Annotated in this window: 14 protein-coding genes; 11 read left to right on the top strand and 3 right to left on the bottom strand. The window is 45.0% G+C overall.

From position 1 onward, the window contains the following. Positions 1–137: 137 nt before the first annotated feature. On the top strand, positions 138–818 hold the full coding sequence (gene queC / locus ACI4J0_RS03465; protein WP_439764426.1) for a 7-cyano-7-deazaguanine synthase QueC: 681 nt from the start codon (positions 138–140) through the stop codon (positions 816–818). A gap of 522 nt (positions 819–1,340) precedes the next feature. Here the strand turns inward: queC and ACI4J0_RS03460 are convergent. The 3 genes from ACI4J0_RS03460 to ACI4J0_RS03450 all read right to left on the bottom strand — a co-directional run bounded on the left by ACI4J0_RS03460 (position 1,341) and on the right by ACI4J0_RS03450 (position 8,257). Continuing rightward, positions 1,341–3,134: a GH25 family lysozyme gene (locus ACI4J0_RS03460; protein ID WP_439764425.1), complete on the bottom strand. Its 1,794-nt coding sequence runs from the start codon at positions 3,132–3,134 to the stop codon at positions 1,341–1,343. A gap of 196 nt (positions 3,135–3,330) precedes the next feature. Continuing rightward, the gene (locus ACI4J0_RS03455) at positions 3,331–7,029 is read right to left on the bottom strand and encodes a histidine kinase dimerization/phospho-acceptor domain-containing protein (protein WP_439764424.1); all 3,699 of its coding nucleotides are present in this window, start codon (positions 7,027–7,029) and stop codon (positions 3,331–3,333) included. Positions 7,030–7,225: 196 nt separating this feature from the next. Beyond that, positions 7,226–8,257, bottom strand: a complete 1,032-nt coding sequence (locus ACI4J0_RS03450; RefSeq protein ID WP_439764423.1) for a DUF4349 domain-containing protein — start codon at positions 8,255–8,257, stop codon at positions 7,226–7,228. A 256-nt stretch (positions 8,258–8,513) separates the two neighbouring features. On the opposite strand from ACI4J0_RS03450, the gene ACI4J0_RS03445 reads away from it, so the two are divergent. The 10 genes from ACI4J0_RS03445 to ACI4J0_RS03400 all read left to right on the top strand — a co-directional run bounded on the left by ACI4J0_RS03445 (position 8,514) and on the right by ACI4J0_RS03400 (position 15,138). After that, on the top strand, positions 8,514–8,783 hold the full coding sequence (locus ACI4J0_RS03445; RefSeq protein ID WP_439764422.1) for a hypothetical protein: 270 nt from the start codon (positions 8,514–8,516) through the stop codon (positions 8,781–8,783). An 89-nt stretch (positions 8,784–8,872) separates the two neighbouring features. Beyond that, a complete protein-coding gene (locus ACI4J0_RS03440; protein ID WP_439764421.1) occupies positions 8,873–9,388 on the top strand; it encodes a hypothetical protein in 516 nt (171 codons plus the stop codon). 160 nt (positions 9,389–9,548) lie between these two features. Then, positions 9,549–9,989 carry a hypothetical protein gene (locus ACI4J0_RS03435; protein ID WP_439764420.1) on the top strand — a complete coding sequence of 147 codons (441 nt, stop codon included), beginning with the start codon at positions 9,549–9,551 and terminating at the stop codon, positions 9,987–9,989. Positions 9,990–9,997: 8 nt separating this feature from the next. Beyond that, complete coding sequence (locus ACI4J0_RS03430) at positions 9,998–10,684, top strand: response regulator transcription factor (protein ID WP_439764427.1); 687 nt, start codon at positions 9,998–10,000, stop codon at positions 10,682–10,684. Next, positions 10,671–11,489, top strand: coding sequence for an esterase/lipase family protein (locus ACI4J0_RS03425; protein ID WP_439764419.1), 819 nt, complete (start codon positions 10,671–10,673; stop codon positions 11,487–11,489). The genes ACI4J0_RS03430 and ACI4J0_RS03425 overlap by 14 nt, the downstream gene beginning before the upstream one ends. Before the next feature lie 17 nt (positions 11,490–11,506). After that, a complete protein-coding gene (locus ACI4J0_RS03420) occupies positions 11,507–12,826 on the top strand; it encodes a sensor histidine kinase (protein ID WP_439764418.1) in 1,320 nt (439 codons plus the stop codon). A 21-nt stretch (positions 12,827–12,847) separates the two neighbouring features. Continuing rightward, positions 12,848–13,159 (top strand): thioredoxin, encoded by a 312-nt coding sequence (gene trxA / locus ACI4J0_RS03415; protein WP_439764417.1) that lies wholly within the window; start codon positions 12,848–12,850, stop codon positions 13,157–13,159. A gap of 89 nt (positions 13,160–13,248) precedes the next feature. Continuing rightward, positions 13,249–13,746, top strand: a complete 498-nt coding sequence (gene queF / locus ACI4J0_RS03410; RefSeq protein ID WP_439764416.1) for a preQ(1) synthase — start codon at positions 13,249–13,251, stop codon at positions 13,744–13,746. A 78-nt stretch (positions 13,747–13,824) separates the two neighbouring features. Then, positions 13,825–14,262, top strand: a complete 438-nt coding sequence (locus tag ACI4J0_RS03405) for an RrF2 family transcriptional regulator (protein WP_439764415.1) — start codon at positions 13,825–13,827, stop codon at positions 14,260–14,262. A 69-nt stretch (positions 14,263–14,331) separates the two neighbouring features. Beyond that, positions 14,332–15,138 carry a Cof-type HAD-IIB family hydrolase gene (locus tag ACI4J0_RS03400; protein ID WP_439764414.1) on the top strand — a complete coding sequence of 269 codons (807 nt, stop codon included), beginning with the start codon at positions 14,332–14,334 and terminating at the stop codon, positions 15,136–15,138. Positions 15,139–15,188: the final 50 nt, after the last annotated feature.

Raw genomic sequence — 15,188 nt, 5'->3', positions numbered from 1 at the left:
TGGCGTATTATAGCCGCCGTATTTTGTCCATAGGTTAATTGGTTATTAGTATTAATAAAAAAAACTTGAATATCTGTTTAAGAAGCATTATAATATACATAGAAATCAAAATCCAATGTGAAAGGAACTGATATAAAATGCCACAGGAAAAAGCCCTTGTGCTGTCAAGCGGCGGAGTGGACAGCACCACCCTGCTTGCTCTTGCCTGCGAAAAATACGGACGGGAAAATGTTGTCGCTTTGTCCATTTATTACGGACAGAAGCATAAAAAGGAGCTTGAGGCTGCGGATAAGACCGCTGAGTATTACAATGTGGAGCATATTGCTCTTGATCTTTCAACAATATTCAGATATTCCGACTGCTCTCTGCTTGCAGGCTCTTCGGCTGAAATTCCCCACGAAAGCTATGCAGAGCAGCTTGAAAAGACCGACGGTGCGCCTGTTTCGACCTATGTGCCTTTCAGAAACGGTCTGTTTCTCTCGGCGGCGGCAAGCGTTGCTCTTTCAAAGGGCTGCTCGGTGCTTATGTATGGCGCCCACGCCGATGACGCTGCGGGAAACGCATATCCCGACTGCTCCGAAGCCTTTGTTAACGCTATGAACAATGCGGTATACGAGGGCAGCGGGGGACAGCTCAGGATATCCGCGCCCTTCGCCGGAATGAACAAGGCGGCGGTGGTTGCCGAAGGAAAACGTCTCGGAGTGCCTTATGAGCTTACATGGAGCTGCTATGAGGGCGGCGAGGAGCCTTGCAGAGTATGCGGCACCTGCCGTGACAGACGTGCGGCTTTTCTTGCTAACGGGATAGATCTTTACTGATATGAATATAAAGCTTATTAAATTTAGATTTCTTGTTGACAGATGCATAAGGATCTGCAATAGCAAAATAAAAAATGCGCGGGAGGATGATGAATGTACGGTCGATGAAATAAAAAATGTAATATTGCCTGAAATGACAGGATTGAAAAAAATTGATGAAATGACCGTACTCCCGCCCGTAAGTGACAGATATATTACATCATATGCCTGTGCTTTCAAACAGTGGGGATGGGATATGAAAAAGCCATCTATATTGTTCAGAACTTTGGCTAATACTAATAACCAATTGTTCTATGGATAAAGACGGTGGATAGAATACGACAAATCAAGGAAAACGACCGCAGGCGGGCTGTCGCCCGGCAAGGGAGTTTGACGCAGAGTTGGCGTATTATAGCCGCCGTATTTTGTCCATAGGTTAATTGGTTATTAGTATAAGCTCAACAATGAATACAAGCGCTTGTAAATCAAACACTATAATATAACAAAATGCGGCGGGAGCTAAATGCTTTCCGCCGCTTAAATTTACCATGGTCTGTTCAGACCGTATTTTTTTATGGTAGCCCTGTAATCCTTGTAGCAGTAGTTGAGGTCAACATATTCCTCAATGCCGTCCAGCTTTCCTGTTTCGCTGTACTGCCACATTCCGTAATGGTAGCTGAAATTCTCAAAAAGCTTTTCCTCATCGCCCCAGCAAGCGACCCAGATGTCATAATCGGCTATCCTGTCATAGATAAGATTGTCGTCAAAGAATTTCGCATAGCTGTATATCATTGCATAATAGCCCGCATTTTCCAGGTCTTCCATAAATGCAACAACGATGTCGGTAACTTCTTCCTTGGACATTCCATCGTAAAATGATTCCTCGATATCCAGCACCACAGGATATTCGGGGGAATATCCGCTTATTACATTAAGGAAATACGCTGCCTCTTTGTGAGCTTCCTTGGTGTTCTTGGCGTACATATAATGATAGAAGCCGTAGGGAATGTCATTTTCTTCGCAGCCCCTGACATTATCTGCAAGCTTCGGGTCGGTGTCCTCATAGCCGTAGGAAGCTCTTATCATAGCAAAGCCTGCCATTCCTGTGGATTTTACGGTCGCCCAGTCGATATCTCCGTTCCACTTGGAAACGTCAATTCCCGGGATAACATCGCCGTAAACGGTAACAAAGACAGTATCGCTCTTGCCGTTGTCAGTGGTAAGGGTAATTACGGTATTTCCCTCTTTTATACCCGTTACCTCTCCCTTTGCATTTACCTTTGCAATGGAAGGGTCGTCGGATTTGATGGTATATTTATATTTTGAACCCGAAGGATAAACTCTTGCGTCAAGGGAGATCTTGCTGCCCACCTGAACGGAAACGGATTCCTCACCAAAACGTACCATAGTGGGAACAAGCTCGCCGTATTCGTTATATTCCTTTTCGACCTCTTCCTCGTAAGCCTCGTCCTTCTCTTCATCGGTGAGGACGGGAACAACAGTGACGCTCAGCTTGACCTTCTTGCCGCTGCCTGTGGTGCATACGATACGCGTATTTCCCGCACCTCTTGCTGTAATGACGCCGTTTTTGTCAACGGAAGCCACCGCCTTGTTAAGTGAGCGGAAGGTTACGGTATCATTGCTGTTGGAGGGAGTAAGCTCATAGAGAATAGCATACTGTTCTCCCTCGAAAATAGTGACCGAATTATGTTTCAGGGAAATCTTGGTGGCTTTGATGTATTCGCCGTCGGAAGGGAAGGCTTCTTCTATTGTATCTTCTTCGTCTGTGTCCGAGACTTCCTTTTCCTTTACGGTTAAGTAAAATTTATCCTTAACGCCCGAGGTAGCCTTTGCCGTAATGATAGCGCTGCCCTTTCCCACAGCGGTAACATTTCCCTCTGAGTCCACTGTGGCTATCTTCTTGCTTGATGATGAAAAGGTGACCTTATCGTCTGATTTTGAGGGCTTGAGACGATATCCTATCTTAAATGTGTCGCCCACTGTAACAGAGGTCTGATAGCTGTAGATGGTGATCTCCGTGGCAGGCTTAGTGACCTTTTTGTTATCGGTGCTTTCCGCAGGCTTTTCTTCCTCTGCGGGAGCAGCTTCCTCCTCTTCGGCAGTTTCCTCAGGCAGGTCATCTTCAATAATATCCTCCTGAATTTCTCCGCTTTCGGTTTCTTCCGTTATTTCCGTTTCAGTCTGTGAGGACGAGCCGCCCTGTGCATACTCCGCATATATGTCTGCGGGATCGGTAAAAGCAAATGCCGAAGCTCCCTGCAGGCACACTGCTGCAGCAATGCATACCGAAGCGATCTTTCTGCAAAATCCTTTCATTGTAGTTGTTCCTTTCTTTCTGTTTTAACGATATATTATAATTTTACATTATTTTGCATTGCCTGTCAATAACATTAGCGAATGTTACCAAATTGTCATATTTATAAGGCGAATTAAATCCATATCTGCATAGCTGTGTTACCGATTTTTGATAAAAGAAGCCTTTCCCCGCAATATACAAGGAAAGGCTCTGTGCTTATTTGTTTTTACCCGAAAAATATTCCGAAGCAGCCTCTTCAAGATTATCTGCAGCGGCGCGGTACATTTTAACAAACGACTTGTGATGAGCTGCGGCATATTCCGTATCGTCTTCTGCAAGTGCGTCCAGAAGCTGCTGACCCTTGCTCATAAGCTCTGTAAGTCCCACCTTCTCAGCGGAGGATATTGCAGTTTTCAGGTTTGCCTGATAGCTCTTTTTATCTTTGACCGAAAAATCAAGCTCAAGGTCATTGCAGCGGTTATTGGTGCAGAAGTCGCAGACTGCATCAAGATACATATCCGCATCATTGTCACATTCCGCAAGAGCTTTTTCAATATCAAGCTCCGAACCTACCTTTGATTTATTGCTCTGCTCGCTGACCGAAGGGGACAAGCTTGCTTCAGCGCTCTTTATCATATCCCTGCTGATATGCCTGAACAGACATTTTTCAATATCGCTGCCTGTAAAGGGCTTTGAAAGATAATCATCAAAGCCTGCATCAAGATAGGTCTGCTTTGCTCCGTGGATAGCATTGGCTGTAAGGGCAATGAAATGGGTGCCCGACGCAAGATCTTCCTCCTTTATTTTATGAAGGGTCTCGATACCGTCCATTTCGGGCATCATATGGTCAAGAAAGACGATATCGTATATGTTCTTTCTCAAAAGCTCAATGCACTGACTTCCGCTTGAGGCGGTGTCCATTTTAACAAGAGTGCGTTTAAGAAGATTTTTTGCAACAAGAAGATTGGTCTCGTTATCGTCAACAACAAGGACTCTGGCGTTGGGCGCGGTTTTAACAGCCTTATCGGAGGTATGCTCAGCCGAGGCTTTGAAACGCTGCTCAAAATCTCCCATAGGCTCGTTATTCACTATCTTCTGGGATACAACAAATGAGAAGGTGGAGCCTGCCCCATAAACGCTGGAAACATTCAGCTCGCTGTCCATCATATTAAGGAGTCTCTGAACTATGGTGATACCCAGTCCCGTGCCCTCAATATTACGGTTCTTTTCCTGGTCAAGACGCTGGAACGATGTGAAAAGCTTGTCAAGATCCTCTTCCTTGATGCCTATTCCCGTATCGGTAACGCTTACCTCGAGCCTTACCATACCGTTTTGTCTCTGAACTGCCTTCATTCTGAGTCGGACGCTTCCCTTGGGAGTATATTTTACAGCATTAGTCAGGATATTGGTTATGATCTGCCTGAGCCGCACATCATCGCCGTAAAGCACTGCGGGAATGGTTTCGTCGATCTCGGTGATGAATTTGAGATTTTTCTTGTCTGCCCTTGCCTTTATCATATTGACGATATCGTTGACAAGGGAGCTTACGTCATACTCTACGGGAACTATCTCCATTTTTCCCGATTCTATCTTTGAAAAATCAAGGATATCATTTATGATCGAAAGCAGCGTTCTTCCTGCGCTCTGAATATTTGCGGCGTATTCGACTATCTCCTTTTCGCTGGATTCCCGCATTATCATTTCATTCATTCCGAGAACGGCGTTGATAGGCGTTCTTATCTCGTGGCTCATATTTGCAAGGAAGTTGTTTTTTGCCTTGCCTGCGCTGATGGCATTGTCGGCAGCTTCTTTAAGCTCTGTATTTACCTTAGCCTGCCACAGGTTGAGACGTTTCATTATTACATTTACCACGATTATACAAAGTGCAAATACAATGATATACAGAATATCGGAGAAAATTCCGCTGCCGTATATCTCGCCCACATTGCGCATTACGAACACCTTGAAGCCCGAAACCTCTTCCTCCATTGCAAGGCAGACTCTCCTGATACCGTCATAATCCTTTATCGTCACAGGCTTATTTTCGGTAAGGGCAGTTCTGTAGCAAAGCTCTGCGGCATTTCTGGAAAGCCCCGGCTGCATCTGATATTCGTCAAAGGGGTGATTGAGGATATTTCCTTCTATATCGGTAAGGAAGGCATAGCCTGAATCGGTATAGCTCTCGCCGAGAATGCCTATAAGCTTGTCGAGGTAATAGTCAATTCCAAGAACGCCGATGAAATTTCCCTTTGAGTCATAGACGATCTTGCTGAGAGTAGTGCAGTAAAGTCCTGTCTGTTCGTCAAGATAGGGTGCGGAAATATTGAAGTTGTTTTCGGATATGAGTGTGTCGATATACCATTGACGCTCCTCAACGTGCCAGCTGCTGTCAGGCTCCCAGCCGTTATTCATCAGAACGGTATGCTCCCACTCGGGATTGCAGAGGTATGCAACGGAAATATCGTCATATTTGGAAACAATATCGTCAAGATAGGCGATGGCAGTATCGTAGTCTCCCGAAAAATCGGGCTGCGCGGCAATGCTGTCGGAAATAACGTCCAGAACGGCTCTGTTGCCCGATACCCATTCCCGGACCTGATAAAGATAATATTCAGTTTCCTTCTGCATTTTGGTATTGCCCCAGCTGACCTGGGTGTTTGTGTTCAGGATTATGGCGAATATGCTGGTTACGGTAAGAACGATGGTTATGAGCGCAGTCTGCCGCCTGTGGTCGACAGATTTTTTATTGCTTTTGTCTTTATGAGCACTGCTGAAATTGTTTATGGCGGACATTGAGATAAGGTTATCGAGCATCTGACTCAGTTCTTTTGCCGAGTCGCCTATCTCCGCTCCGGTGCTGCTGCCCTCTTTACCCGTGCCTGCCAGAATATCCGCACGGCTGATTATCTTTGAAAGAGGACGCTTCAGCTCATAGCTCATATTTTTAAGGAACTCGTCCTTGACTGACAGAGCCTTTTCCGCTGCCGATTTGCTCTGACAGGTACGGATATAAAACAGAATTATCGCCACAGCAAATATGAGCATAAAAACGATTATGTATATGGACATTCCGCTTATGCCGAGATTTTCTGCACTGCGTCTCACACATACGATAAGATACCAGTCATAATTGGTCTTATCTGAGAAAATATTATACTTCACCCCGTCAGAGGTGTATTCAAAGGTATCGCCGTAAAGCATAAATACCTTGTTAACAAGCTCATTGTAAAAATCAAGGTCACGGTGATCCCTGCCAACATACCGGGGGTCGGAATGTCCGACTATCATTCCGTCGCCGTTGACAATGAGGCTCGTTCCCGAGCTCTCCATATTCATTTCCTCGATATAACGCTGTATGCCGCTCAGATTAAAATCAAGTCCGACCACTGTTGACCCGTCAGAGAGGAGCTTGGAGATACTGTAGCACATTTCACCTGTGCTTGCGTCAACGTAAGGGTCTGTAACATTTATTAAGCCCATACGCTTTTTGGCGCCAACGTACCATGTGCGCTCGTCAAGGACAAAATCCTTATCGGGAATAAAATCATTGATATAAAGCTTGCCGTTATATGCGGCGTATGCGCTGAAACAGCTGCCGTCCGACCTTCCGCTTATGTCCGAAATGGTTTCTGCGCAGAAATAATCGTCAAGCAGCTTTGAGGTGTCTCCGTCCATAGCTATTATCTGCTCTATCTGCATTGCCACGCTGTCAAGGAGACATTCGGAGCGGTAAAGACTGTTGTCAACGCTTCCTGCAATGCTGCTGAGACGCATCTGACCTTCGGCTTCTATTCGCTGGGACTCGGTGTTCTTTATGAGCACTGCATTCAGAACGGTTATTATTACAAGAATGCATATAAGAATAATAAGCGATGAACGATTGCTGCCGCTTAGCGTCTGCTTATCTTTTTTCATGTTATATCAGCTCCTTGCTGATGAAGATTTTATTGTAAAATTTACCATGTTAAATTATACTATATTTTCATTAAGAGTGTCAATCGAAAAATATTGTATTTTTGACCGATAAAAAATTAACGCCCCTCAGACGGACATTCTTACGCATCTGTCCGTCAAAGGGGCGTTATAATATAAAGTTTTTCAGAAATTCGGGTTATTTGTTCTGAGCATCGTTTTCGGTATTGACCGTCTCTGTTTTGGGCTCATTTATCTTTTCTGCTTTTGCAGCTTTGCGTTTTTTGATATTTTTCCTGATAGCAATTATAATAAACACAACTATTCCGATAAGTACAAGATATGGGAACAGGGAAATGAGGAGGAAAAGAAGTCCCTCAAGGAAAATAAGGAAATTTGAGGCTGTGTCTGAAACAGTGTTCATGAGCCGCTGACCGAATGTATCCTTCTGAACAGGTTCGGGTGTATATTCCTTTACCTCGTTTATTCTGATATTGACGAAGGAATAGGCAACGTCGGTGCGTATCTCATTCATGCGGGTCTTTATCTTTGCTATCTCTATCTGCAGGTCGGTAAGCTCCCTTTCAACAGTAACGGCATATTCATCATCTGTAATGTCCGCAAGGAGAGCTATGTATCTCTCCTCCTTTGCCTCGTATATCTCAAGGGTAGTGGAAAGGTCATAGTATTCGCTGCTTACATTCTCAACGGAAGCATTTTTGCTGCGAAGATCTCCCAGAGCTGCCGCAGACGAGCAGAAGCTGTCATAATCTGCGCTGGGAACACGTACCGTAGCCGAATAGGACTGCCATTTTTCCTGGTCCTCGCTGTACCATCTGCTGTCAGAGCCGCCGTCGCTGTAGCTTTCGTTCTCCACAAATCCGCCGTAGCTTTCAAGGCTTTCCTTGAATTTTCCGATAGCTTCATCAAAGTTAAGTACGTCTACAGTCATATTGCAGGTGTAGACAAGCATCTCTTTCTTAATTTTTTCAGAGGAAAGACCATTTTCATCTCCGCTGCTGTTTGATGAAGCGTCTGAGCTTTCAGCGTCGGCATATTCATATTCCTCCGCAGAATTTACCTCGACGTAGCTGTCATAGCTTGCTTCGCTGTTAAATGATGCACTGTTTCCTTTTACGGAATATGTTGCGTCGGAATAAGAACTGCTGCTTCCGCAGGCTGTAAGCAGGACCGAGCTGATAAGAACGGGGAGAATGATGTTTCTTTTCATATGTGATACCTCCTGTTGATATATGTCCTATTGTTTATATTTATTATACGGTCAAGTATAAGCTTATTTATGGGATAATTATGTAAATAAAATGTAAACAAACAGCTTGATTGTCTATTGTGCTTGATGTAAAATGAGAAAAAACAAATCATACTCTAATCTGTTTTTAACCGTTCTTAAAATACGGTTTAATCATTATGGTGTATTATATAGACATTCCAAAACAAAACACATTTTGAAAGGATGGTTGTTTAATATGAGTAAAAATCTTCCCGAGGTAGTTTCAGGCGGTTCAGGATTTGTCAGCGGTATAAAGAGATTTTTTTCGGTGATATGCAGAAATGACATTGCAGTATCGAGGACGAATGAATTTTTCCATATGCCCATTCTGGCATTCCTTATCATCATGCTTCTCACATTTGAGGTGTCCGTTCCCGTTATTCTTATCTCCCTGTTCTGCGGAGTTGAGTACACCATCAGCGGCGAGGATTTTCCCGAGCCTAAGAAGATAACCTTTAAGCCGTGATATTTCTAATCAGATTTTAATCTTAATCACAAACGGGTTTAATCCTTGCGGGATATAATAATTTTAGTTGATATGAAAGGCAGATAGTTATGAATGATTTTGAAAATGTAAGCGAACTTGTTAATAAGACAGGCGCAAGCTTTGAAGAAGCGCGCTACGCATACGAGGCATGCGGCAAGGATATGGTTGAAGCCGCAATAATGCTGGAAAAGGCTCACAGTAAGAGCAGCGGCAGGTCCCGCTTTAACGCTGAGATAAACAGTGCCAAGCAGAGCTTCAGAAGAAACAGCCGCAGGGCTGCGGACTGTGCAGGCAGTCTTTTCGGTAAGCTTTGCAGAAACAATGTGAGGATCGCAGGCAGCAGAGAATATTTCCGTATCCCTGTTATAGCCGCAGTGATATGCGCATTGCTTCTTTGGGAGATAATAGTTCCTGTGGTGCTTATCTCCATTCTCTTCGGAGTTACCTACACTTTCTTCGGACCCGATTTCTCAAAGGAATTTGTGTTCGGCTTTTCAAAGCCTGTGAGTGCGGCACAGTCTGCTCCCACTTACACATACACTAAGCCCGACGAGCCCTGCGACAACGGATTTTTTAACAAGTGATTTTTTCACTGCCGCATTTTCTCAATAAATGATATAAGAAAATGCGGCATTATTATTCATATAATCTTGTTGTAATCAGTTCATTTATGTGCTACAATATTATGTATAAAGAAAGGCATCGCTTATGCTGAGTTTGAAAAAAATTGAAAGGAGTCTTCCGGTGGAACATCACGAAATGGCTGAAAAGCTTGTGGAAAAATGCGGAATATCCTATGAAGAAGCCGGAGAAGTGCTTAAAGAAGCCGGCTTCGACCTTCTTGAGGCTATGATAATCCTTGAACGCCGCGGCAAACTCGGCGGAGCAAAAAGCAATAAGTATTCGACGAATATGCAGCCCGATTACTATGTTTACACCGAGAAAACTGCTGCCGACGCCGAAAATATCAAGGAGTTCTTCAGCCTTGCCTGGCAGAAGCTCTGCGAGATTTTCAGGGATATCCTGAAATATCAGGTGGTCATATCCAAAAACGGTGAGGACATACTTGCTTTTCCTTTGCTGCTTGCGATAATCCTGCTGTGCTGTACGGTGGGGCTCTGCTTCCTTGTGGTCCTTATCACGCTGTTTAACGGCTGCAGTTATTCTATCAGAAAAAATATATAGGGGATATTATTATGCCGAAAATTTTAATTGTCGAGGACGAACACCAGCTTGCCAGATTTATCCAGCTTGAGCTTGAGCATGAGGACTACGAAACGGCTGTGGCAGGAGACGGCAGAGAGGGTCTTACCCTTGCCGAAAGCGGTGATTTTGACCTGGTGCTGCTTGATATAATGCTCCCGGGACTTAACGGTCTTGAGGTGCTGAGACGTCTCAGGAAGGCTGAAAACAACGTGCCCGTTATTATGCTCACAGCCAGAGATTCCGTTATGGATAAGGTCTCGGGGCTTGATATGGGCGCTGATGATTACATCACAAAGCCCTTTGCCATTGAGGAGCTTCTTGCAAGGATACGCGTTACCCTCCGCCAGCACCGCCCCTCCGAGGAGGAAAAGGACAAGGAGGAGATGATCTCCTTCAAGGAGCTGTCTATGGATACTGCCCGCCATACCGTTACCTGCGGCGGAAAGCCGCTGGAGCTTACCGTCAAGGAGTTCGGACTTCTGCAGGCGCTGCTTGAGAATGTTTCCATTGTCCTTACCCGTGAACAGCTTCTTGAGCGTGTGTGGGGATATGATTATTTCGGTGAGACAAACGTGGTGGACGTTTACATAAGATACCTCAGAAGCAAGCTTGAAGAGGTTTCCGATACTAAATATATCCAGACTGTCAGGGGAGTGGGCTATGTCATCAAGTGACAAGCTGCGATATCCTGTGCTGCTGGTCCACGGAATGGGTTTCAGGGATTTCAGACTTGTCGGTTACTGGGGACGAATACCTAAGGCTATGGAGGAAAACGGCGCCAGGGTATTTTTCGGCAGACAGGACAGCAACGGCAGTATTGAAAGCAATGCATTGCAGCTTAAAGTCTCTCTTGAGAACGCTCTTGCGGAGTCGGGTGCCGAAAAAGTCAATATCATTGCTCATTCAAAGGGCGGACTTGAGGCAAGATATCTTATTTCATCAATGGGCTACAGTGACAAGGCAGCCTCACTTACAACCATTTCCACGCCCCATAATGGCTCCGTTACTGTTGATAAGCTTATGAAGTTCCCACAGGGGGCTGTAAAGCTTGGCTGCGGAGCTGTTGATCTGTGGTTCAGGCTGCTTGGAGACAAGACTCCTCATACTTATGAGGCGGTAAAAAGCTTCCGTACGGCTGACGCAGAAAAATTCAACAGGGATAATCCCGATGCAGAGGGTGTATATTACCAAAGCTACGCCTTTGCTATGAAGAAAATGACCTCCGATATATTTATGGCTGTCCCGTGGGCGGTGGTAAATCATTTCGAAGGGGAGAATGACGGTCTGCTTGCTCCGAGAGCGGTGAAATGGACAAATTTCAAGGGCGTTTATTACGGCACAGACGGACGGGGCATCTCACACTGCGATGAGGTGGATATGCGAAGAAGCAGGCTCTCATCAAAGGAAAGCGGTGATATTTCGGATATCACCGAATTTTATGCCGGAATAATTAAGGGATTAAAAGAGCTTGATCTCTGAGAAAAGGAGGCGGCTTTGTGGCAAATAATAAAACAGACAGCAGCTCCATTGCAGGGCAGATCACAGCCAGCAGACAGCTGGAAAGACTGGGACAGTACCTGCTTCACGATCTGCTGATATTTTTATTTTCTGTGATAAGCTGGTGTGCAGCTGCCGAAGCGGCTTACGTAACTGCTTTTGATATAGATCTTGCAAGAAGCTTCACCTTTGATTTTGATATGTTTACAGAAAGTGCAACTGCGGATAATTTCTGGAATGCTTTGGGGACGGGGATATACAGCTTCGGAGAATATTCGGTCAGATGCGGTGCCTTCGCTCAGGTCCTTACCTGCGGTATCAGTATCCTGGGAATTATTCAGGCTGTGGTATGGCTTGTGACCTTCCTTCCCGAGTATTTCAAAGCAAAGAAAATGCTCAGTCCTCTTAATAAAATTGCGGTGACTGCTACGGAGCTTACTGCTGCGGCGCATAACAGTCAGTACAATTTTGACGATATAGAATCGGCTATCGGCAGCATTGACCCCATGGATTCGGATATACACATTTCCACGGGAAACCGCGACCTCAAGCGTATCGAGCAGGCGATAAACGATCTCCTCGACAGAATGAGAAATGCATACAAAAGTCAGTCCAGATTTGTTTCGGACGCTTCCCACGAGCTGAGAACGCCTATCGCCGTTATCAAGGGCTATGCAGATATGCTTGACAGATGGGGAAAGTCGGACGAAAAAATTCTTGAAGAGGGAATTACTGCCATAAAAAACGAGTCTGAGAATATGAACAAGCTTGTGGAACAGCTTCTGTTCCTTGCCAGGGGAGATAACGGAAGGCAGCCTGTTAATATGACGGAATTTTCTCTTTCGGATATGATGCGCGAAGTCCACTCAGAAGCGGAAATGATAGACCCGGATCATACCTACAATCTTGACATCAAGGACGAGATAAGCGTTTTTGCAGATATTTCAATGATGAAGCAGACTGCACGTATTCTATGCGACAATGCAAAAAAATATACGCCCGGGGGAAATACCATTACTCTCAGAGTTATGAACGGCGAAAACGGAGAAAAATGCTTTGAAATTCAGGATACGGGAATAGGAATTGACGAAAAGGATATCCCACTTATCTTTGACAGATTTTTCCGCTCCGACCCTGCAAGAACAAGAGAAACAGGCGGCACCGGTCTGGGGCTATCCATTGCAAAATGGATAGTTGACCGTCACGGGGGACATTTCGAGGTCATTTCCTACAAGGACATCGGTACAAGAATAACGGTCTGTCTCCCGAATACTGCCGCTCAGGCTGAGAATAATAATACTGCAAAGCAAACGGTCTGATCAAAGAAAGGATGGTTTAATATGGAGATAAAAAATATTTCCGAATTTAATGAAAAGGTCCTTAATTCGGATATCCCCGTTCTGGTGGATTTTTTTGCCGAGTGGTGCGGTCCCTGCAAGATGATGGCGCCTTTGGTAGAGGAGCTTTCACGTGATGCAAAGGGTTTTGCGGTCTATAAAGTGAATGTGGATAACGTTCCCGAGGCTGCTGATAAATTCGGCGTTTCAAGTATCCCGACATTTGTGGTGATAAAAAATGGAACGGAGGCTGCGCGGACTGTGGGTGCCGCTCCCAAACAGAGACTGCTTGAGCTTATTAACAAAGCGACTTGACATCTGCCGATATTTAAGGTATAATAAAATTATCCGGATAACCGCCTTCGGGCGGTTATTGTTTTATCAGAAAGGACGGTTATTAAAATATGGAAGGCAGAACCGCAGAGGAAAAACAGGGCATAACCCTGCTCGGCAATCAGAAAACAAAATACCCCGATGATTATGCGCCCCAGGTGCTGGAAACTTTTGTTAATAAACACCGGGACAATGATTATTTTGTTAAATTCAATTGCCCCGAATTTACAAGCCTTTGTCCTATAACGGGACAGCCTGATTTTGCGACTATATATATATCATATATTCCCGATATAAAAATGGTAGAATCAAAATCTCTGAAGCTGTACCTTTTCAGCTTCAGAAATCACGGCGATTTTCACGAGGACTGTGTTAATATCATTATGAAGGACCTCATTAAGCTGATGGACCCCAAATACATTGAGGTGTGGGGAAAATTTACTCCCAGAGGCGGTATTTCCATTGACCCGTACTGCAATTACGGCAGAAAAGGCACCAAATTCGAGGAGATGGCATTCCGCAGGCTGTGCGAGCACGATATGTATCCCGAAAAGGTGGATAATCGCTGAAACCTATTGACATCAGGTCTGTTTTGAGTTATAATAATAGTAATCAGCTATGATTACTATATGAAGGGATTTGATGCAATGAAAATATCGACCAAGGGCCGTTATGCTCTGAGAATGATGTGCGATCTTGCTATGAATGACACCGGCTCCGCGATCCCGCTTAAAGACATTGCCAAAAATCAGGATATAAGCGTTAAATATCTTGAACAGATAGTTATCCTCCTCAGCCGTGCGGGCTTTGTTAAAAGCGTTCGCGGCGCACAGGGAGGCTATAAGCTTACCAATCCGCCTAAATACTACACGATAGGTATGATACTCAGGCTTACCGAGGGCAATCTGGCTCCCGTTGCCTGTCTGGAGGATAATGTTAACCAATGCGAAAGAGCGGGGGAGTGTGCAACTCTTTTTGTCTGGCAGAAGCTTTATGACGCGATAACCGATGTGGTGGATAACATCACCATTGAGGATATTGTAAATCATTCAAAAAATATATCGACAAATGATTATGTTATCTGAGAGATCAAAGCCATCCGAAAACGGGTGGTTTTGGTTTGTCATATCTTTTATTCCGGGAGATCGTAATGTATGAAGTATAAAATTATTTTCCTTGATATTGACGGAACGCTTACAGACAGCAGAAAGCTCATTACGGAAAAGACAAGAAAGGCACTTATGAAGGCGGCGGAAAAGGGACTTATCATCGCTGTTGCTTCGGGACGTCCCGAGCCGGGACTTGCCTATGCGGCGGGAGAGCTGGAGCTGTCAAGTATCGGCGGGTATCTGCTCCCTTTTAACGGAGGAATTATCAAGGACGCATTAACAGGTGAGGTCATTGCTTCCAACACCATCTCGCGGGAGGCTCTTGAGACGGCGTATAAGACCGCTAAGGAGTTTGACATCGGCGTTATCACCTACAAGGAAGGAGATATCATTGCCGCTGACAAAACTGATGAATACATCGCGCTTGAGTCAAGGATAAACGGTATGCCTGTTAGGGTCACAGATAAATTTCTTGAGGAGATCGACTTTTCACCAGTAAAATGCCTGCTTACGGGAGAGCCCGGGCTGGCTGAAAAAGCGGAAAAACATCTGGCAGAGCTTCTTGTCGGCAAGGCTAACGTATTCCGCTCTGAACCGTTTTTTGTTGAAGTGGTACCGAACGGGATAGATAAGGCTGAGTCTATAAAAACACTTATCGGAAGGCTCGGGATCACGCGGGAGGAGGTCATTGCCTGCGGCGACGGCTTCAATGATGTTTCTATGATAAACTATGCGGGGCTGGGAGTCTGTATGTCAAACGGCTGTGACGCTGCAAAGGCTGCTGCCGACTACATAGCGCCTTCAAATGACGAGGACGGCATTGCCGATGTAATAGAGAAGTTTGTGATGTAATACTAATAACCAATTAACCTATGGACAAAATACGGCGGCTATAATACGCC

Origin of the sequence: Huintestinicola sp. (assembly GCF_051882455.1) — a bacterium.
GTDB lineage: Bacteria > Bacillota > Clostridia > Oscillospirales > Ruminococcaceae > Huintestinicola.
Note: the sequence above shows the minus strand (reverse complement) of the source record. Positions and strands in the feature narration are given on the sequence as shown.